General features: G+C 71.0%; 17 protein-coding genes. 15 read left to right on the top strand and 2 right to left on the bottom strand.

Annotated elements, in window-relative coordinates; genetic code table 11:
- The first annotated feature begins 58 nt into the window (after positions 1 to 58).
- From rpmJ to rplQ, 6 genes are all read left to right on the top strand, one after another.
- Positions 59 to 172 (top strand): 50S ribosomal protein L36, encoded by a 114-nt coding sequence (gene rpmJ, locus ASE25_RS00715; protein WP_006592630.1) that lies wholly within the window; start codon positions 59 to 61, stop codon positions 170 to 172.
- A 224-nt stretch (positions 173 to 396) separates the two neighbouring features.
- A complete protein-coding gene (rpsM, locus tag ASE25_RS00710) occupies positions 397 to 771 on the top strand; it encodes a 30S ribosomal protein S13 (protein ID WP_020143209.1) in 375 nt (124 codons plus the stop codon).
- Between the two features lie 56 nt (positions 772 to 827).
- The gene (gene rpsK, locus ASE25_RS00705; protein ID WP_020143208.1) at positions 828 to 1,223 is read left to right on the top strand and encodes a 30S ribosomal protein S11; all 396 of its coding nucleotides are present in this window, start codon (positions 828 to 830) and stop codon (positions 1,221 to 1,223) included.
- A gap of 31 nt (positions 1,224 to 1,254) precedes the next feature.
- Positions 1,255 to 1,863 (top strand): 30S ribosomal protein S4, encoded by a 609-nt coding sequence (gene rpsD / locus ASE25_RS00700; RefSeq protein WP_045191881.1) that lies wholly within the window; start codon positions 1,255 to 1,257, stop codon positions 1,861 to 1,863.
- Between the two features lie 158 nt (positions 1,864 to 2,021).
- Positions 2,022 to 3,053 carry a DNA-directed RNA polymerase subunit alpha gene (locus ASE25_RS00695; protein WP_020143206.1) on the top strand — a complete coding sequence of 344 codons (1,032 nt, stop codon included), beginning with the start codon at positions 2,022 to 2,024 and terminating at the stop codon, positions 3,051 to 3,053.
- A 72-nt stretch (positions 3,054 to 3,125) separates the two neighbouring features.
- The gene (gene rplQ / locus ASE25_RS00690; RefSeq protein ID WP_056771050.1) at positions 3,126 to 3,824 is read left to right on the top strand and encodes a 50S ribosomal protein L17; all 699 of its coding nucleotides are present in this window, start codon (positions 3,126 to 3,128) and stop codon (positions 3,822 to 3,824) included.
- Positions 3,825 to 3,905: 81 nt separating this feature from the next.
- Here the strand turns inward: rplQ and ASE25_RS00685 are convergent, their stop codons facing one another.
- Positions 3,906 to 4,451 (bottom strand): hypothetical protein, encoded by a 546-nt coding sequence (locus ASE25_RS00685; RefSeq protein WP_056822067.1) that lies wholly within the window; start codon positions 4,449 to 4,451, stop codon positions 3,906 to 3,908.
- 127 nt (positions 4,452 to 4,578) lie between these two features.
- Here ASE25_RS00685 and truA point away from each other — a divergent pair, with 127 nt between their 5' ends.
- The 6 genes from truA (at position 4,579) to ASE25_RS00655 (ending at position 10,320) form a co-directional block, all read left to right on the top strand.
- Positions 4,579 to 5,436: a tRNA pseudouridine(38-40) synthase TruA gene (gene truA / locus ASE25_RS00680; protein WP_056822064.1), complete on the top strand. Its 858-nt coding sequence runs from the start codon at positions 4,579 to 4,581 to the stop codon at positions 5,434 to 5,436.
- Between the two features lie 62 nt (positions 5,437 to 5,498).
- On the top strand, positions 5,499 to 6,107 hold the full coding sequence (locus ASE25_RS00675; protein ID WP_056822062.1) for a hypothetical protein: 609 nt from the start codon (positions 5,499 to 5,501) through the stop codon (positions 6,105 to 6,107).
- A gap of 16 nt (positions 6,108 to 6,123) precedes the next feature.
- Entirely contained in the window at positions 6,124 to 6,750 is a 627-nt protein-coding gene (locus ASE25_RS00670; protein ID WP_157623279.1) for a hypothetical protein, read from the top strand.
- A 65-nt stretch (positions 6,751 to 6,815) separates the two neighbouring features.
- Positions 6,816 to 8,498: an ABC-F family ATP-binding cassette domain-containing protein gene (locus tag ASE25_RS00665; protein ID WP_020143200.1), complete on the top strand. Its 1,683-nt coding sequence runs from the start codon at positions 6,816 to 6,818 to the stop codon at positions 8,496 to 8,498.
- Positions 8,499 to 8,571: 73 nt separating this feature from the next.
- Positions 8,572 to 9,621: a nitronate monooxygenase gene (locus ASE25_RS00660; RefSeq protein ID WP_056822059.1), complete on the top strand. Its 1,050-nt coding sequence runs from the start codon at positions 8,572 to 8,574 to the stop codon at positions 9,619 to 9,621.
- Positions 9,622 to 9,789: 168 nt separating this feature from the next.
- On the top strand, positions 9,790 to 10,320 hold the full coding sequence (locus tag ASE25_RS00655) for a YbaK/EbsC family protein (protein ID WP_056772612.1): 531 nt from the start codon (positions 9,790 to 9,792) through the stop codon (positions 10,318 to 10,320).
- Between the two features lie 8 nt (positions 10,321 to 10,328).
- On the opposite strand, the gene ASE25_RS23000 is transcribed toward ASE25_RS00655, so the two are convergent.
- Entirely contained in the window at positions 10,329 to 10,610 is a 282-nt protein-coding gene (locus ASE25_RS23000) for a WhiB family transcriptional regulator (protein WP_056822057.1), read from the bottom strand.
- Positions 10,611 to 10,785: 175 nt separating this feature from the next.
- Here ASE25_RS23000 and ASE25_RS00645 point away from each other — a divergent pair, with 175 nt between their 5' ends.
- From ASE25_RS00645 to ASE25_RS00635, 3 genes are all read left to right on the top strand, one after another.
- On the top strand, positions 10,786 to 11,874 hold the full coding sequence (locus ASE25_RS00645) for a MerR family transcriptional regulator (RefSeq protein WP_056822055.1): 1,089 nt from the start codon (positions 10,786 to 10,788) through the stop codon (positions 11,872 to 11,874).
- 160 nt (positions 11,875 to 12,034) lie between these two features.
- Positions 12,035 to 17,830, top strand: coding sequence for a pullulanase-type alpha-1,6-glucosidase (pulA, locus tag ASE25_RS00640; protein WP_056822052.1), 5,796 nt, complete (start codon positions 12,035 to 12,037; stop codon positions 17,828 to 17,830).
- Positions 17,831 to 17,950: 120 nt separating this feature from the next.
- Positions 17,951 to 18,892, top strand: a complete 942-nt coding sequence (locus ASE25_RS00635) for an aldo/keto reductase (RefSeq protein WP_056822050.1) — start codon at positions 17,951 to 17,953, stop codon at positions 18,890 to 18,892.
- The last annotated feature ends 54 nt before the right edge of the window (positions 18,893 to 18,946 follow it).

Here is an 18,946-nt window from a genome sequence, read left to right as displayed (position 1 = left end):
CGTCACGTGCCCTCCGGGGCCCGCGGTGGCAGGCGCGCGATCTGAAGACAGCAGGCAGATGAAGGTTCAGCCGAGCGTCAAGAAGATCTGCGACAAGTGCAAGGTGATCCGCCGCAACGGTCGGGTCATGGTGATCTGCGAGAACCTGCGCCACAAGCAGCGCCAGGGCTGAGCAGAACACCACCCTCGCCGTCGACAGAACTTCGACAGCACGCAAGACAAGTGAATGAAAGCAGCACCCGGCCCCTGATGACCGACCGTCGTGTCGGCGCAGGACGTCACCCCCGGCACGGAGGCCGGGGACCGGTGGTCCGTCCTTCTGAGTGGCGGACCGTGACCCCGGATCGGTGCCTTGCTCCAGACCTCCGCGTCACAGAAATCAGGAGACAACCCAACATGGCTCGTCTTGTTGGAGTCGACCTTCCGCGCGAGAAGCGCGTCGAGGTCGCACTGACCTACATCTTCGGTGTGGGTCGCACCCGTTCCAAGGAGGCGCTGGTTGCCACCGGCGTCGACCCCAACACCCGCGTCAAGGACCTCGGTGAGACCGAGCTCGTTGCGCTTCGTGACTTCCTCGAGGGCAACTACCGCCTCGAGGGTGACCTTCGCCGTGAGGTGCAGGCCGACATCCGCCGCAAGGTCGAGATCGGCTCCTACGAAGGTCTCCGTCACCGTCGTGGTCTGCCCGTGCGCGGTCAGCGCACCAAGACCAACGCGCGCACCCGCAAGGGCCCGAAGCGCACCGTGGCCGGCAAGAAGAAGGCCAAGTGACGCTGATCGCCTCGCGATCACGTCTCACCGACATTCAGTTCTGACGTAGGAGAAAAATGCCTCCCAAGGCTCGTGTGACGAAGGTTCGTCGCAAGGAGAAGAAGAACGTCGCCCACGGGCACGCTCACATCAAGAGCACGTTCAACAACACGATCATCTCGATCACGGACCCCACCGGCGCCGTGATCGCGTGGGCCTCTGCCGGCCAGGTCGGCTTCAAGGGCTCGCGCAAGTCCACCCCGTTCGCCGCCCAGATGGCCGCCGAGGCTGCTGCCCGCCGCGCCATGGAGCACGGCATGCGCAAGGTCGACGTCTTCGTCAAGGGCCCGGGCTCGGGCCGCGAGACGGCGATCCGTTCGCTCACCGCCACCGGCCTGGAGGTCGGCGCAATAAGCGACGTCACGCCCACGCCGCACAACGGTGTCCGCCCGCCCAAGCGCCGTCGCGTCTGATCCGGCCTGAGCGAGAGAGAGAACTAGAAACATGGCTCGTTACACCGGCCCGATCACCAAGAAGTCCCGCCGCCTCAAGATGGACCTCGTCGGCGGCGACAAGAACTTCGAGCTCCGTCCCTTCCCGCCCGGCCAGCACGGCCGTCGCCGGATCCAGGAGAAGGAGTACCTCACCCAGCTCCAGGAGAAGCAGCGCGCCCGCTTCCAGTACGGCGTCATGGAGAAGCAGTTCGTCCGCTACTACAAGGAAGCGGCGAAGCGCCCCGGCAAGACCGGTGAGAACCTCCTCCAGATCCTCGAGTCGCGTCTGGACAACGTGGTCTACCGCGCTGGCCTGGCCCGCACGCGTCGCCACGCCCGCCAGCTCGTGACGCACGGTCACTTCGAGGTCAACGGCGTGCGCGTCGACGTCCCGAGCTACCGCGTCGAGCAGTACGACATCATCACGGTCCGCAAGCAGTCCGTCGAGAGCTTCCCGTTCGAGCTGGCCCGCCAGACGTTCGGCGAGCGTCCCGTCCCGGCGTGGATGCAGGTCGTCGACGGCTCGCTGCAGATCCTCATCCACCAGCTCCCGGTGCGTGCGCAGATCGACTCGCAGCTCACCGAGCAGCTGATCGTCGAGCTCTACTCGAAGAACTGATCAAGGCCCCGTATGCCGTGAAGCCCGCTTCACGGCATACGGGGACCCTTGTGCCTGGGGTCGCGCTCGCAGACAGAGCCGAGCCGGCCCGCCCGGATCACGACCGGGCAGTTTCACGAGGCGTCATATGGCGGTCGCCCGTGGGAAGGAAATGAACAGTGCTCATCGCACAGCGTCCCGTGCTCTCCGAAGAGGTCGTGGTCGAGAACCGCAGCCGCTTCACCATCGAGCCGCTCGAGCCCGGCTTCGGCTACACGCTCGGCAACTCCCTCCGTCGCACCCTGCTCTCGAGCATCCCGGGCGCGGCGGTCACCTCCATCCGCATCGACGGCGTGCTCCACGAGTTCACGACCGTTCCGGGCGTGAAGGAGGACGTCACCGAGATGATCCTCAACATCAAGGGCCTCGTCGTCTCCTCGGAGCACGACGAGCCGGTCGTCATGTACCTGCGCAAGCAGGGTCCGGGTGCGGTCACCGCCGCCGACATCACGCCTCCGGCTGGTGTCGAGGTGCACAACCCCGACCTGCACATCGCGACGCTCAACGACAAGGGCAAGCTCGAGATGGAGCTGACCGTGGAGCGTGGCCGTGGCTACGTCTCGGCGCAGCAGAACAAGTCCGGTGACCAGGAGATCGGCCGCATCCCGGTCGACTCGATCTACAGCCCGGTGCTCACCGTGACCTACAAGGTCGAGGCGACCCGTGTCGAGCAGCGCACCGACTTCGACAAGCTCATCGTCGACGTCGAGACGAAGAACTCGATGACCCCGCGTGACGCCATGGCCTCGGCCGGCAAGACGCTGGTCGAGCTCTTCGGTCTGGCTCGCGAGCTCAACGTCGAGGCCGAGGGCATCGACATGGGCCCGTCGCCGACGGACGCCGCGCTCGCCGCCGACCTCGCCCTGCCGATCGAGGACCTCGACCTCACCGTTCGTTCCTACAACTGCCTCAAGCGCGAGGGCATCCACACCGTGGGTGAGCTCGTGGGCCGCAGCGAGGCCGACCTGCTCGACATCCGCAACTTCGGTGCGAAGTCGATCGACGAGGTCAAGGCCAAGCTCGTCGGCATGGGTCTGGCCCTCAAGGACAGCCCGCCCGGGTTCGACCCGTCTGCCCTCGTCGACGGCTACGGCGAGGACGACTACAGCGACGACGACGACCAGTCGTTCGTCGAGGACGAGCGTCTCTGACCAACCGCTTCTTGACCGAGCCCTCGGCGAACTGCTCGAGAACGGCCTGGTCGGACTTCTAGGAGAAACGAAATGCCCACCCCCACCAAGGGTCCCCGCGTCGGTGGCGGCCCCGCCCACGAGCGGCTGATCCTGGCCAACCTCGCGACGTCGCTCTTCGAGCACGACAAGATCACGACGACCGCGGCCAAGGCCAAGCGTCTGCGCCCGCTCGCCGAGCGTCTCATCACGTTCGCCAAGCGCGGCGACCTGCACGCCCGTCGCCGCGTCCTCACGGTCGTGCGCGACAAGGGTGTCGTGCACCGCCTGTTCGCCGAGATCGCCCCTGACATGGCGGCCCGCGACGGTGGCTACACCCGCATCACGAAGATCGCCGCCCGCAAGGGCGACAACGCCCCCATGGTCGTCATCGAGCTCGTCCGCGAGCCGCTGTCGGCCAAGAAGGCGACGGTCAAGGAGGCCGAGGCTGCCACGAAGCGCGCTGCGAAGCAGAGCGAGTCGAAGCAGGCGGCTGCCGAGACGAAGGCCGCCGAGGACGCCGAGAAGGCCGAGGCCACCGAGGCTGCTGTCGAGCTGCCGAAGGGCGCCGTCGCCGCGAACGAGGACGGCTCGTCGCCCGAGGACGGCTACACCGTCAAGGGCAACGCCGACTCCGGCAAGTACCACGAGGCCGACGGTCAGTGGTACGACCAGACGATCGCCGAGTTCTGGTTCAAGTCCGCCGAGGACGCCGAGGCCGCCGGCTTCACGAAGGCCGGCTCCGGCTCCTGAGCCACCTGAGCCACCCAGAGTGACCTCGCGCTCCGGCGCGACGAGAAGGGCCCCGCACCAGTGGTGCGGGGCCCTTCTCGTTCACCACCGGTGGGCGACGTCGACGACGAGACGGCGGCCACCGTCGGCGTCGGTCAGGACGAAGGCGCGCATCGGCAGCCGCGCCCGCACGCCGAGCCCGTAGTCGGTGTAGCCCTCGAAGCTGCCGACGCCCCGCAGCTGCCGGAAGGTGGTCCATCCGGAGAAGGTCGTCGTGGTCCGGCCGAGGACCGACGGCGCGTCGACGGTGACCTGGATCCTCGCGCCACCGCTCACGGGGACGGGGAGGCCGCTGCCCGGCGCGGTGACGGCGCCGACGTAGCGGACGTCGTAGCCGAGGGTGCCACGGCCACGGGCGAGGTCGATGACGAGCCGGTCGTAGCAGGCGTGCCGGCCAGCCAGGACCGCTGTGACGGCGCCGGTCCAGAGCTGGGTGGGGCTCGTCGCCTTCGCGCCGGATCCCCACGTGATGCCGCAGGACGGCGCGGTCGAGGCGGTCGCGGGGGTGATGGTGCCGGCGGACGCGACCGGGGCGGTGAGTGCGGCCGCGCACGCGGCGACGAGGATGCGGCGGGTGACGGTGTGCATGGAGGTTCCCCCTTCTGGCGGGCCCGGACCGGGTCGTCCGGTGTCCCACTCATAGGACGTGCAGGGCCCCGGCGCGGTTGACGGGCGCTGGTCACGGGCCCATCGGATCCCGTTAGGCTCGGGCGCCATGAGCGAGTCGAGTGGGTCCACGCTGCGCGTGCGCCTCGACCTGGCCTATGACGGGACAGCCTTCTCGGGGTGGGCCGCCCAGCCGGCGCTGCGCACGGTGCAGGGCGAGCTGACCGCTGCCCTGTCGACGGTGCTGCGCAGCCCCGAGCCCGTCCGGGTCACCGTGGCCGGCCGCACCGATGCCGGCGTCCACGCGCGCGGTCAGGTCGCCCACGTCGACCTCGACGCCCACGCCTGGGCTGCCCTGCCGGGTCGCTCCGACCGGGAGCCGGGGGTCGCCCTCGTCAGTCGTCTCGGGGGCCTGCTGGGCACGGACGTCGTCGTGCGCCGTGCGGTGGTGGCCCCCCTTGGCTTCGACGCACGTTTCTCAGCCGTCGAGCGGCGCTACCTCTACCGCCTCGCCGACCCCGACGCGGACCGTGACCCGCTGCGACGCCACGACACGGTCTGGTGGCGCCGGCCCCTCGACGTCGCGGCCATGGACGAGGCGTCGCGCTCGCTCGTCGGGCTGCGCGACTTCGCGGCGTTCTGCAAGCAGCGGGAGGGTGCGACGACCGTGCGAACGCTGCTCGACTTCTCATGGGTCCGCCTTCCCGACGGCGTGCTCGCCGCCACGGTGCGGGCCGACGCGTTCTGCCACTCGATGGTGCGGTCGCTCGTCGGTGCCGTCGTGCCCGTCGGCGAGGGCCGTCGCGCTGTGGACTGGCCGCGGGCGCTCCGGGACCGGGCCGAGCGCACCGCGGGAATCCACGTCATGCCGCCGCACGGCCTCAGCCTCGAGGAGGTCGTCTACCCGGACGACGACGACCTCGCCGCGCGGGCCGTGGCCACGCGGGCACGCCGTTCTGCCGTCTGAGCGGTGTCTCAGGCCCGAGACCGGACCGGCGGCCACCAGCCACCTGTGGTTGGATCGTCCGCATGAAGGCCCGCCCGACCCGTGTCGTCTCGGTGGGCGTCCTCACCTGCGCCCTGGTGCTCACGGGTTGCTCGAAGGACACCACCGCCTCGCCGCCGGCGAGCAGCCCCGCCTCCGCGTCGGGTGCGACGTCCACGGCGACCGGCTCGGCCACGGCGGCAGCTGGCGACGAGGTCCGGGGCCGCTCGGGTGCCTTCACCGTGGTGCCTCCGGAGGGGTGGACCGAGGCGACCGACAAGGCCACCGGCGTGGCCGACATCGACCTCGTGCTCCTCTCGTCCAAGAAGGTCGGTGCCTTCGCCAACAACCTCGTGGTCACCTCGGCCGCCGGCGACCAGTCGGTCCTCGACGACGAGCTGGCCAAGGGGCGCCAGCAGCTCGGGGCCGCCGGACGCACCGTGTCCTCGGCCCCCGGCAAGAGCGTGTCCGGCTCCGCGGCCGCCGGCTTCACGACGACCTTCGAACAGCAGGGCATCAAGGTGCTCGCCCGCTCCTACGGCGTGTCGCGCGGCGGCCGCATCTACCTGCTCACCCTCAGCTCCTCCCAGGCCGACGCGACGCACGCGATGGCCGAGTTCGACGAGCTCCTCTCGACCTGGGCGTGGACGTAGCCCCATGGCGTCTCGCGTGAGGACGTCGGCTGCACTGCTTCCGGCGATCGCCCTGGTCGTGGCCCCGTGCCTCGCCGGCTGCTCCGCCGACCCCGCCCCGGCGGCGCCGACGCCGACCGACGTCGGCGTCGTCCACCTGCCGACGTCCGCGGCGCCGACGACCGACAGCGGCGGCCACCGCATCGAGCCGCTCCCCGCCGCGGTCGGCCCCGTGGCGATGACCGAGGACCGTGTCCGCGGCGTGGACTACAGCTACCTCCAGCCCGCCGGGTGGAGCCGGGCCGAGCGCGACCTCGACCCGCCGCCGGACACCCTCGTGCAGCCCGACGACGACGGCGTGCCGGCGTTCATCGCGGTCGAGCGGCCGATCAAGGTGGGCTCGCACTCGCTGGCCGAGGTCGTCGACGGGATCCGTCAGGGCTTCGAGGCCAAGGGCCTGACGCCCATGGCGGCCCCCGAGCGTGAGATCGCCGGCTACCGGGCGATGGGCATCGTCGTCGACCAGTCGGAGCAGGTGCGCCACGTCTACTACGTCGTCGCCTACACGGAGCAGGCCTTCGCGATCCGGCTCACCTACGACCCTGCCCACCCGGAGGCGCTCGACGTCTACCGCGCCGTGCTCGACTCCTGGGCGTGGGGGTGACGCGTGCGCGACCGGATGCTTAACCGGGTGACGCGGCCACACGGCATACGTCAGGCTTGACCCTCGTGGGCCATGTCGACGTCAACTCCGTCTCGTTCAGCCTGCCTGACGGCAGGCCGCTGCTCAACGACGTCTCCGTGCGGGTCGGGGAGGGTGCCAAGGTCGCGCTCATCGGCCCCAACGGGACCGGGAAGACGACGCTGACGCGAATCATCGCCGGCGACATCGCGGCCCACGAGGGCGCGGTGACGCGCTCGGGCGGTCTGGGCGTCATGCGCCAGTTCATCGGCAAGGTGCGCGACGACACGACCGTGCGCGACCTGCTCGTCTCGGTGGCGCCCGACCGCATCCGCGCCGCCGCCGAGGAGATCGATCGCAGCGAGCTGCTCATGATGGAGCGCGACTCCGAGGACGACCAGATGGCCTACGCCCACGCGCTCGTCGAGTGGGGCGAGGCGGGTGGCTACGAGCAGGAGACGCTCTGGGACCAGTGCACCGTCGCGGCCCTCGGCATCCCCTACGAGCAGGCGCAGTGGCGCACGGTCACGACGCTCTCCGGCGGCGAGCAGAAGCGGCTCGTGCTCGAGGCGCTCCTGCGCGGACCCGAGGAGGTGCTGCTCCTCGACGAGCCCGACAACTACCTCGACGTGCCGACGAAGCGCTGGCTCGAGGAGGCGCTCGTCGCCTCGCCCAAGACGGTGCTCTTCATCAGCCACGACCGCGAGCTGCTCGACCGGGTCGCCACCCGCGTCGCGACGCTCGAGCCCGGAGCCGCCGGCGCCACCCTCTGGGTGCACCCCGGCCGTTTCGCGACCTACGCCCAGGCCCGCACCGACCGCAACGACCGCCTCGAGGAGCTGCGCCGCCGCTGGGACGAGGAGCACGTCAAGCTCAAGACCCTCGTGCAGACGCTCAAGGTCAAGGCCAAGTTCAACGACGGCATGGCCTCGCGCTACCAGGCCGCGCAGACCCGCCTCGCGAAGTTCGAGCAGGCCGGGCCGCCCGAGGAGACGCCGATGACGCAGTCGGTCAAGATGCGCCTCACCGGGGGTCGCACGGCCAAGCGGGCCATCGTCGCGACGGGGCTCGAGCTGACCGGCCTGATGAAGCCCTTCGACCTCGAGGTCTGGTACGGCGAGCGCGTCGCGATCCTCGGCAGCAACGGCTCGGGCAAGTCGCACTTCCTGCGGCTGCTCGCGTGCGGTGGCACCGACCCCGAGCGCGAGCACCAGCCCGTCGGCGACGTGCGGCCGGTGCCCGTGGATCACTCCGGCGTCGTGCGGCTGGGGTCGCGCGTGCGTCCGGGATGGTTCGCGCAGACGCACGAGCACCCCTCGCTCATGGGACGCACGCTGCTCGAGATCCTGCACCGGGGTGACGAGCACCGCGAGGGGCGCCCACGCGAGCAGGCCGCCCGCGCACTCGACCGCTACGAGCTGGCGCGCTCGGGCGAGCAGAAGTTCGAGTCGCTGTCGGGCGGGCAGCAGGCCCGCTTCCAGATCCTGCTGCTCGAGCTCTCGGGCGCGACGATGCTGCTGCTCGACGAGCCCACCGACAACCTCGACCTCCAGTCGGCCGAGGCGCTCGAGGAGGGGCTCGACCGCTTCGAGGGGACCGTCGTGGCCGTGACCCACGACCGGTGGTTCGCGCGCGGCTTCGACCGCTTCCTCGTCTTCGGCGCCGACGGCCGCGTCTACGAGTCGACCGAGCCGGTGTGGGACGAGGGGCGGGTCGTCCGGCCGCGGTGACCCCGCCCACACTCCGCACACGTCGGCCGCACGGCCCGGTGCCCGGGGCGGGGGAGCGGAGTAGCGTCGGGGCATGCTGCTGCGAACGCTCGAGACCGGTGTCGTCGGCGCCCCGATGGCGGGAGGCCCGACCTCTCCCGAGCTCGTCGCCGCGGTCGGCGAGGCCGGTGGTCTGGGCTTCCTCGCTGCCGGATACCTCACCGCACCTCAGCTCGCCTCGGCGATCGCCGAGGTGTGGGACGCGAGCTCGCGCCCCTTCGGCGTCAACCTCTTCGTGCCCGCCCAGGCGAACGCGTATGCCGTCGGGCCGGGCGAGCTGACCGGCGCCGAGCGCGCGGACGCGGTGGCCGCCTACCGCGAGACGCTGGGCGACGACGCGCGGTCCGTCGGCGTGGAGCCCGGTGAGCCGAGGCCCGGCGACGACGACGACTGGGAACGCAAGCTCGACCTCGTCGTGCGGGAGCGAGTTCCCTTGGTGTCCTTCACGTTCGGGCTGCCAAGCACGGCGGTGCTCGGTGAGCTGCGCCGTGCCGGCATCGAGACCGTCGCCACGGTCACCGACGTCGACGAGGCGGCAGCGGCCCTCGGTGCCGGCGTCGACGGGCTCTGTCTCCAGGGACCGGAGGGCGGCGGACACCGTGGCACCCTCGATCCGGCCAAGGAGCCGTCGGCGTCCGACCTGCTGGACCTCGTCGCCGCCGTGCGGTCGCAGACGGACGTGCCGATCGTCGCCGGCGGCGGGATCTCGACCCCGGAGCGAGCCGCGCAGGTGCGGGCCGCCGGGGCTGACGCCGTCCAGGTCGGGACCGCCCTGCTCCTCACTCCTGAGGCCGGGACCGGCCTCGCCTACCGCCGCGCGCTCGCCGACCCTTCCTACGAGCGAACCGCCGTGACCCGGGCCTACTCGGGCCGCCTCGCCCGCGGTCTCGAGACCGAGTTCCTGCGTCGGCACGACGGCCACGCCCCGGCCGCCTACCCGGAGGTCCACCACCTCACGGTGCCGTTGCGGCGCGCGTCGGCACGGGCGGAGCGCTCGGACCTGCTCGCCCTGTGGGCCGGCTCGGGCTGGAAGTCGGCGCGGCCGGTGCCCGCGGCCACGGTCGTCGCCCTGCTCTCGCACTGACCCGGGCGTCGGCCGCGTGAGAGCGCCGGTTTCGCGTTGCGAGGGACCGGCCGCGGCGGTTGACTGCCGCACGTTCGTGCAGTTGAGCGCAGACCGTATGCCGTCGGGCGGGCCGACGGCATACGAGCCCTCTGGGCGCTGCGGGAGCGGGCGGCATACGCTCGGGCCATGCCGAGCGCCGAAGGAAACCTGACGTGGGTGGCCGCCTCCGAGCGCCCCGACCTGCTCGCCCCGCCCGTCGCGGCGGCACTCGAGCACGTGCCGGGGGTCCGGGTCGCCCCGATCGACGCCACGCTCGCCGACACGGCGGCCTTCTGCGAGGCCTACGACGTCGCACCCGAGGCGTCGGCCAACTGCGTCGTCGTCGAGGCACGCCGCGGTGACGACACGACCCTCGCGGCCGTCATGGTGCTCGCGACCGACCGGGCCGACATCAACCGCGTCGTGCGCAAGCACCTCGGCGCCCGCAAGATCTCCTTCGCCGACCAGGCGAAGGCCCAGGAGCTGACCGGGATGCAGCAGGGTGGCATCACGCCGGTCGGGCTGCCGGCGGGCTGGCCGGTGCTCGTCGACGAAGCCGTCGTCGCGGCAGGTCCGGTCGTCATCGGCGCCGGCGTCCGCGGCGCGAAGCTGCTGCTCGACGGGGCGTCCCTCGCCGGACTGCCGACGGCGCAGGTCATCGCCCTCGCCGTGCGCTGACGGCTCGGTCAGCCGGCGACGTCCCAGAGCATCTGGGCGCGCTCGGTCGGCGTCGTGCCGCCCCAGATGCCGAAGGTCTCGGGAACCCGGAGCGCGTGGCCGAGGCACCGCTCACGGACGGGGCACGAGGCGCACACCATGCGGGCGGCCTCGGTCTGCTCGCGGCGCTCGCGCTGGTCGAGCTCCTGGTCGTCGGCGAAGAACTGCTCGACGGCCTTGGTGCGGCAACGACCCTGCTCCTGCCACTCGTACGAGGAGTAGGTGGGGCGCGGAAGGCGAGTGATCGTCATGGCTTCCTCCGTCGGTCCGGTCGAGCGATCTGATGCAGAACCTACGCAGAACTTATGCGTTGCACAAGAGGTCTGCATAAGTTTATGATCTGGGGAGCCCGATCGGCGCTGGAGCGGTCCATGACGGGAATCTCGGACCGCTCCGCCCGACGCGGGTGACCAACGTGAAACGGTGATGATCGACATGAACCCGCAGCCGGCAGCCTCGAGGGAGCCTGGCCAGACGGAGCCTGACCACCCCGAGCCGGGGGAGCGGGCGCCCGATCTGGGCTGGCCCGTGGGCGTCGTGTCCGAGCGACTCGCCATCGCCGCGCCGACGCTCCGGTCCTGGGATCGCCGCCACGGCATCGGACCGAGCCTGAGGACCCGGGGCAACCACCGCCGGTACACCGAGCTCGACATCCGGCGCGTGCTGCTGATGTCCCGCCTGACCGCCCAGGGGGTGCCCGCGCAGAGCGCCGCGGACTCGGTGCTGGCGATGGACTCTGGGGCGATCGCCGAACGTCTCGACGGGGACCGCGGGTCCGCAGCCCCGGCCGAGGGGGACGGGCTGGGTCGCGTGCCCGGCGAGCCCGGCGAGCCCGGTGTCGGTGGTGCGCGCGCGGGTGAGGTCGAGGGCTCCGAGCAGGATGCGACCGACCTCGTCGAGGCCATCGTGGGCGCGGCCCGGGCTCTCGACCCCCGCACCATGGCGCTGCTCTACCGCCAGGTCATGCGCCGCCGCGACGTCGGTCGGGCCTGGGTCGAGGTCTTTGCGCCGGCGCTGCGCCGCGTCGGTGACCTCTGGGAGGAGGGGCGGCTCGGGGTGCAGTCCGAGCACCTGACGAGCGAGCTGCTCCAGTCCGAGCTGCGCGCGGTCGTGCGGGCCAACCGGCTCCGGGTCGCAGGTCTGCCCGTCGTGCTGGCCAGCGCCGACGACGAGCAGCACCACCTCCCGCTGCTCGCGCTCGAGGCCGAGCTCGCGTGCCACGGGGTGGCGAGCCTCTTCCTCGGCCCGCGCGTGCCGTCCGACGCCCTCGTGTCGGCGCTGCGTGAGTCGCAGCCGCGGGCCGTCTTCCTCTGGGCCTCGCTCGCGCGCCCGCAGGCCGAGCCGTTCTGGCGCGACCTCGAGATCATCGACTGGCCGCTCGAGGTCGTCATCGGCGGGCCCGGCTGGCCCGACGGGATCGCCGCGCCCGAGGGGCCGGTGACCGTGACGCGAGCCGCCGACTTCGGCGCGGCCGTGACTGCCCTCGTACCGCGCCCGGGTGCCTCGGTGGGCTGAACGGCTGTCGTTCGGCGCAAGAAACCGCAACATCCTGAGCCTGAGTGCAAGATTTTGCAGTCCAGGTCTGGCGTGGTGTCCGATTCGGGCGCTAAGTTCTCCCCCGGTGGTCGAGCGTCCAGACGCGGGCGTGAGCGACCCAGCCCACAAAGGAGTGCGCATGCGCCGTCGCCCGGCCCTGTCCGTCGCCAGCATCTCGGCCCTGGTCATGGCGGGACTCGCCGTCCCGCTGGCCGGGGCACCGACCGCCCGGGCGGACGCTCCGCGCACCGCAACGGTCGTCGGGTCCCTGCAGGACGAGCTCGGCTGCAGCGGCGACTGGACGCCGGACTGCAGCGCCACCGACCTCGCGCTCGAGCCGGGCACGACGACATATGCCGCCGAGTTCCGTCTGCCCAAGGGCAGCTACGAGCTCAAGGTGGCCATCAACCACTCGTGGGACGAGAGCTACGGCCAGGGCGGCGGCAACGTGCCGCTCGTCCTCGCCGGCCCGGCCACGCTGCGCTTCACCTACGACGACACGACCCACGCCATCGGCATCGCCCCCACCGACCTGCCCGGTGCCGCCACGAAGGCCGACACGAAGCTGGCCGCCTCGTCGCTGCGCTCGCTCGCGACGAAGGAGCGCTTCTACTTCGTCATGGCCGACCGCTTCGCCAACGGCGACACGGCCAACGACCAGGGCGGCCTGACAGGCGGACCGCTCTCCACCGGCTTCGACCCGGCGAACGAGGGGTTCTACCACGGTGGTGACCTCAAGGGCCTGACCGGCAAGCTCGACTACATCAAGGGACTCGGCACGACCGCGATCTGGCTCACGCCGTCGTTCAAGAACCGCCCCGTGCAGGGCAGCGGCTCCGACGCGAGCGCCGGCTACCACGGCTACTGGATCACCGACTTCACCCGGATCGACCCGCACCTGGGCACGAACGCCGACATGAAGGCGCTCATCTCGGCCGCCCACGCGAAGGGGATGAAGGTCTACTTCGACATCATCACCAACCACACGGCCGACGTCATCTCCTACGAGGGCGGCTCCTACACCTACGTCAACAAGGAGACGAGCCCCTACGAGGACGCCCGCGGCAAGGCCTTCGACGACGCCGCTGTCGCCGGCAAGCCGGCCTGCGCCGGCGACACCGTGCCGGACTGCTTCCCGAAGATGACGGCGGGCACGTCCTTCCCGTACGTGCCGAAGGTCGCCGACGCCGACAAGGACGTCAAGGTCCCGGCGTGGCTCAACGACACGACGCTCTACCACAACCGCGGTGACTCCACGTATGCCGGCGAGTCGTCGACCTACGGTGACTTCTCCGGTCTCGACGACCTCTTCACCGAGAACCCCAAGGTCGTCACCGGCATGGAGGACATCTACAACTCCTGGGTCGACTTCGGCGTCGACGGCTTCCGCATCGACACCGTCAAGCACGTCAACATGCAGTTCTGGCAGGCCTTCTCGCCGGCGATCCTCAGCCATGCCAAGGCGATCGGCAACGACGACTTCTTCATGTTCGGCGAGGTCTACGACGGCAACCCCGCCTACACGAGCCAGTTCACGACAAAGGGTGCGCTGCCGGCGACCCTCGACTTCGGCTTCCAGGGTGCGGCGCTCGGCTTCGCCCAGGGCAAGGCGACCACCGGCATCCGCGACCTCTTCGCGGGTGACGACTACTACACCGACACGGACTCGAACGCCTACGAGCTGCCGACGTTCCTGGGCAACCACGACATGGGTCGCGTCGGCGCGATGCTGCTCGCCGGCGGCGCCACCGGTGACGACCTGCTGGCCCGCGACCGGCTCGCGACGTCCCTGATGTTCCTGACGCGCGGCAACCCGGTCGTCTACTACGGCGACGAGCAGGGCTTCACCGGTCCGAAGAGCGACTTCGGCGACAAGCGTGCGCGACAGGACATGTTCGCCAGCCGGACGCCGATCTACCAGGACGACGTCGTCGTCGGGAGCAGCGAGCCCGCTGGCTCCGGCTCGCACTACGACACGTCCGCACCGCTCTACCGGGAGATCAAGGCGCTCTCCGCCCTCCGCGCGGCCAACCCGGCCCTCGCGGACGGGGCGCAGGTGCACCGCTACGCCTCGGACGCGGCCGGTATCTACGCGATCAGCCGCATCGACAAGGCGGCCAAGCGCGAGTACGTCGTCGTCGCCAACAACGCCACGACGGCGAAGACCGCGACCTTCTCGACCTACTCCGCCGGCTCGAAGCTCGTGCCGCTCCTCGGCGCCACCTCGGACCTGCGCGCCGCGGCCGACGGGCGCGTCACGGTGACCGTCCCGCCACTGTCGGTGGCGGTCTATCGGGCGAACTCGACCATGGCGCAGCCGAAGTCGGCTCCCGCGATCTACCCGACGTCGCCCAGCGCGGGTGGTGTCGTGGGTGGTCGTGCGGAGATCGGCGCCGCCCTGCCCGGTAACACGTTCGCGGAGGTCTCCTTCCTCCAGCGCCCGGTGGGCACCTCCGCCTGGGCGCCGCTGGGAACGGACGACAACGCGCCCTACCGCGTCTTCCACGACGTGTCCGGCCTCGCCAAGGGAACGCTCGTCGAGTACCGCATCGTGGCCAAGGACATCGCCGGCCACGTCTCGGCGACCTCCACCTACGGCATCGTGGGTGAGCCCGAGACGTCCGGCGGCGGTGGCGGCGGTGGTGTCGGCCCCGTCACCCAGCCCGACAACGTCAGCGTCCCCGGCAACCACAACTCCGAGATGGGCTGCCCGGGCGACTGGCAGCCGGACTGTGCGGAGGCGCAGCTCGCCCTCGACGCCAAGGACGACATCTGGAAGGGCACCTTCGACGCCATCCCGGCCGGCGACTACGAGTACAAGGCCGCGATCGACAAGTCGTGGGACGAGAACTACGGTGCCGGAGCGGTCAAGGGCGGCGGCAACATCGCCTACACGGCCGCCGGCAAGCCCGTCACCTTCTACTACGACCACCGCACCCACTGGGTGACCAACGACGCGACGGGCCCGATCATCACGGCTCCCGGCAGCTTCCAGAGCGAGCTCGGCTGCCCGGGAGACTGGGCGCCCGACTGCATGCGGTCGTGGCTGCAGGACCCCGACGGTGACGGCACGTACGTCTTCACCACCGACCAGATCCCCGCGGGCTCCTACGAGTTCAAGGTCGCCGTGGGTCTGTCCTGGACCGAGGCCTACCCGGCCAACAACGTCGCCTTCTCGGTCCCGGCCGACGGCGTGCTGACCACCATCACCTACAAGACCTCGACGCACGAGGTCACGGTCAAGACGTCCAAGGCGGGCGCCGCGCCCGACCTGACGAAGTCCAAGGCCTACGTCGTGGGTCCCGACCTCGTCGCCTGGCCCGCGTCGGCGCTGCCGGCCGGCACCGACCCCGCGACGCTCGACTGGCGCCTGCACTGGTCGGCCGACGGCGGTCTCGCCGTCGACGCGGAGGCCGTCACCGGCGGCTCCGTGGCGAGCCTGACGCGCGACCCGGCAGGGCTACCCGCCTCGCTCGTGGCCGCCCACCCGGAGCTCAAGGGGGCCGTGGCCCTGCGTCTCGACAAGACGACCGCCGCACTGGTGCCCGAGATCCTCAAGGGCCAGGTCGCCGTCGCGATGTACGCCTCCACGGGCCAGCTGCTCGACGCGACGGGCGCGCAGACGGCCATCGCCCTCGATGCGATCTACGCCGCCAGGGCGGCCGCTCGCACCTACGGTGTCGGCTTCACGCGCAGCCGCGCGACGTTCAGCCTCTGGGCCCCCACGGCGCAGCAGGTCACCCTGCTCACCTGGCCGGCCCGCTCGGCGGACCGTCCGGTCGACACGGCCCGACGCACGACGATGACGCGCTCGTCCGACGGGGCGTGGACGACGAGCCTCAGCACCTCGACGGCGCTCAACGCCCGCTACCTCTACGAGGTGAAGGTGTGGGCGCCGACGACGGGCACGGTCGAGACCAACGTCGTCACCGACCCGAGCTCGGTGGCGCTGACGCTGAACTCCACGCGGTCCGTCGCCGTCGACCTGACGAGCCCGGCGTTCACGCCCTCGGTGTGGAGCCGCACCCCGTCGCCGAAGCTCGCCCAGGACGTCGACTCGACGATCTACGAGCTGCACATCCGCGACTACTCCATGTCGGACGCCAAGGTCCCGGCGGCCCTGCGTGGCAGCTACCTCGCCTTCGCCGCGGACGGTGACGGCAGGGCGCACCTCAAGGCGCTCGCCAAGGCCGGTCTCAACACCGTGCACCTGCTGCCGAGCTTCGACATCGCCTCGATCGAGGAGGACAAGGCCAAGCAGCAGACGCCGCAGTGCGACCTCGCCTCCTACGCGCCCGACAGCGAGGAGCAGCAGAAGTGCGTCGGGGCCGTCGCGGCCAAGGACGCCTTCAACTGGGGCTACGACCCCTACCACTACAGCGTTCCCGACGGCTCGTACGCGTCGAGCACCGGTGCGGCCGACGGCGGGACCCGCGTGGCCGAGTTCCGCACGATGGTCGGAGCCCTGCACCAGGACGGCCTCCGCGTCGTGCTCGACCAGGTCTTCAACCACACGGCCCAGTCGGGCCAGGGCGACAAGTCCGTGCTCGACAAGGTCGTGCCCGGCTACTACCACCGCCTGAACGCGAGTGGCGCCGTCGAGACCTCGACGTGCTGCCAGAACGTCGCCACCGAGCACGCCATGGGCCAGAAGCTCATGGTCGACTCCGTGGTGTCGTGGGCCCGCAACTACCGGGTCGACGGCTTCCGCTTCGACCTCATGGGCCACCACAGCAAGGCCAACATGCTCGCCGTGCGCTCGGCCCTCGACGCCCTGACGCTCTCGAAGGACGGCGTCGACGGCAGGTCGATCTACCTCTACGGCGAGGGCTGGAACTTCGGCGAGGTCGCCGACAACAAGCTCTTCGTGCAGGCGACGCAGGGCCAGCTCGGTGGCACGGGCATCGGCACCTTCTCCGACCGCCTGCGTGACGCCGTGCGTGGAGGCGGACCGTTCGACGAGGACCCGCGTCGTCAGGGCTTCGGCTCCGGCGAGGCGACCGACCCGAACGGTGCCGCGATCAACGCCGACGCGGCCACCCGCCTCGGCAGCGACACCGACCTGGTCCAGCTCGGGCTGGCCGGCAACCTCAAGACGTTCACCTTCCGCAGCCAGAAGACCGGGACGGTCGTCAACGGCACACAGGTCGACTACAACGGGTCCCCGGCCGGCTACGCCGACCAGCCCGACGAGGTCGTCAGCTACGTCGACGCCCACGACAACGAGACGCTCTTCGACTCGCTGACGTACAAGCTGCCGGTCGCGACGTCGATGCAGGACCGGGTGCGGATGAACACCCTGTCCCTCGCGACGACCGCTCTGGCGCAGACGCCGTCGTTCTGGCACGCCGGCGCCGACCTGCTCCGCAGCAAGTCGCTCAACCGCGACTCGTACGACAGCGGTGACTGGTTCAACCGGCTCGACTGGACCGGCGCCGACAACGGCTTCGGCCACGGCCTGCCGCCGCAGGAACAGAACTCCGCCAAGTGGCCGTTCATGAAGCCGCTGCTCGCCAACCCGGCGCTCAAGCCGTCCGCCGCCGATGTGCGCAGCGCCGACGCGATGGCGCAGGACCTGCTGCGACTTCGCTTCAGCACCAAGCTGTTCCGTCTCGGCAACGCGGCTGCCATCAACGCCAAGGTGACCTTCCCGGTCTCCGGCACGGCCGACGCGAAGCAGGGTGTCATCGTCATGCGGATCGACGACACGAAGGGAGTCGACGTCGACCCGGCGCTGCGCGGAGCGGTCGTCGTCTTCAACGCGACCCCCGACGCCGTGACCCAGAAGGTCCCCGGCCTCAGCGGCGCGGTCTCGCTGAGCCCGGTCCAGGCGAACGGCGCCGACAGCGTCGTCAAGCAGGCGGCATACGACGCAGGCAGCAGCTCGTTCTCGGTGCCCGCCCGCACGGTCGCGGTCTTCGTCCAGCCGAACTGACCACGCAGCCTCCTCGAAGGCCGGTCCCCGCCACGCGGGGGCCGGCCTTCGTCATGGGTGCGGGACCTGCCGACCGGCCGGGCCCGGGCATAGGTTGGACGGGTGACTGCGACTCCTGACATGACCTACCGGCAGCTCGGCGACAGCGGGCTCACCGTCTCGACCGTCGGCATCGGCTGCAACAACTTCGGTCGGCGCCTCGACCAGGACGGCACGAACGCCGTGGTGCGCCAGGCCCTCGACAGCGGCATCACGCTCTTCGACACCGCCGACATCTACGGCCAGGGCGCCAGCGAGGAGATGCTCGGCCTCGCTCTGGGATCTGAGCGCGAGAACGTCGTGGTGGCAACGAAGTTCGGCATGGACATGCAGGGCGCCAACGGCCCCGACTGGGGTGTGCGTGGGTCGCGCCGCTACGTGCGCAAGGCCGTCGAATCGAGCCTGCGGCGCCTCGGCACCGACTGGATCGACCTCTACCAGCTGCACCGACCCGACCCGCAGACCCCGATCGACGAGACGCTCGCGGCACTCGACGAGCTGGTCCGCGAGGGCAAGGTGCGCTACCTCGGCAGCAGCAACTTCACGGGATGGCAGGTCGTCGACGCGGACTGGACCGCGCGCGCCGCCGGGTCCTCGCGGTTCGTCTCGGCGCAGAACGAATACTCCCTGCTCGAGCGTGACGTCGAGGACGAGGTCGTCCCCGCGTGCGAGCACGTCGGCGTCGGGCTGCTCCCGTTCTTCCCGCTCGCCTCCGGCCTGCTCACCGGGAAGTACCGTCGGGGCGAGCCGGCCCCCGAGGGCACGCGCCTGGCCGGGATGGCCGACCGGCTCGACGGCGCCGACTGGGACACGATCGAGGCCCTCGAGGCGTATGCCGCCCAGCGCGGTCTGCGCCCCATCGACGTCGCGATCGGCGGGCTCGCGGCCCAGCCGGCCGTCGCCTCGGTGATCGCGGGGGCGACGCGCCCCGAGCAGGTCGTCGACAACGTCCGGGCCGGCCTGTGGGAGCCCACCGCCGAGGACCTCGCCGAGCTCGACGCCGTCACCACCCCGCCCGCCTGACCCCCGCTTCACGTCGAGTGAGCGCCCCGTCCCACTCGAGTGAGCGCCCCGTCC

This window comes from Terrabacter sp. Root85 (assembly GCF_001429185.1).
Classification (GTDB): Bacteria; Actinomycetota; Actinomycetes; order Actinomycetales; family Dermatophilaceae; genus Terrabacter.
Note: the sequence above shows the minus strand (reverse complement) of the source record. Positions and strands in the feature narration are given on the sequence as shown.

Bases quoted from the DNA above. Each gene is read 5' to 3' on its own strand.
- rpmJ (WP_006592630.1), top strand. From the start codon at position 59: ATGAAGGTTCAGCCGAGCGTCAAGAAGATCTGCGACAAGTGCAAGGTG.
- rpsM (WP_020143209.1), top strand. From the start codon at position 397: ATGGCTCGTCTTGTTGGAGTCGACCTTCCGCGCGAGAAGCGCGTCGAG.
- rpsK (WP_020143208.1), top strand. From the start codon at position 828: ATGCCTCCCAAGGCTCGTGTGACGAAGGTTCGTCGCAAGGAGAAGAAG.
- rpsD (WP_045191881.1), top strand. From the start codon at position 1,255: ATGGCTCGTTACACCGGCCCGATCACCAAGAAGTCCCGCCGCCTCAAG.
- rplQ (WP_056771050.1), top strand. From the start codon at position 3,126: ATGCCCACCCCCACCAAGGGTCCCCGCGTCGGTGGCGGCCCCGCCCAC.
- ASE25_RS00685 (WP_056822067.1), bottom strand. From the start codon at position 4,451: ATGCACACCGTCACCCGCCGCATCCTCGTCGCCGCGTGCGCGGCCGCA.
- truA (WP_056822064.1), top strand. From the start codon at position 4,579: ATGAGCGAGTCGAGTGGGTCCACGCTGCGCGTGCGCCTCGACCTGGCC.
- ASE25_RS00675 (WP_056822062.1), top strand. From the start codon at position 5,499: ATGAAGGCCCGCCCGACCCGTGTCGTCTCGGTGGGCGTCCTCACCTGC.
- ASE25_RS00660 (WP_056822059.1), top strand. From the start codon at position 8,572: ATGCTGCTGCGAACGCTCGAGACCGGTGTCGTCGGCGCCCCGATGGCG.
- ASE25_RS00655 (WP_056772612.1), top strand. From the start codon at position 9,790: ATGCCGAGCGCCGAAGGAAACCTGACGTGGGTGGCCGCCTCCGAGCGC.
- ASE25_RS23000 (WP_056822057.1), bottom strand. From the start codon at position 10,610: ATGACGATCACTCGCCTTCCGCGCCCCACCTACTCCTCGTACGAGTGG.
- ASE25_RS00645 (WP_056822055.1), top strand. From the start codon at position 10,786: ATGATCGACATGAACCCGCAGCCGGCAGCCTCGAGGGAGCCTGGCCAG.
- pulA (WP_056822052.1), top strand. From the start codon at position 12,035: ATGCGCCGTCGCCCGGCCCTGTCCGTCGCCAGCATCTCGGCCCTGGTC.
- ASE25_RS00635 (WP_056822050.1), top strand. From the start codon at position 17,951: ATGACCTACCGGCAGCTCGGCGACAGCGGGCTCACCGTCTCGACCGTC.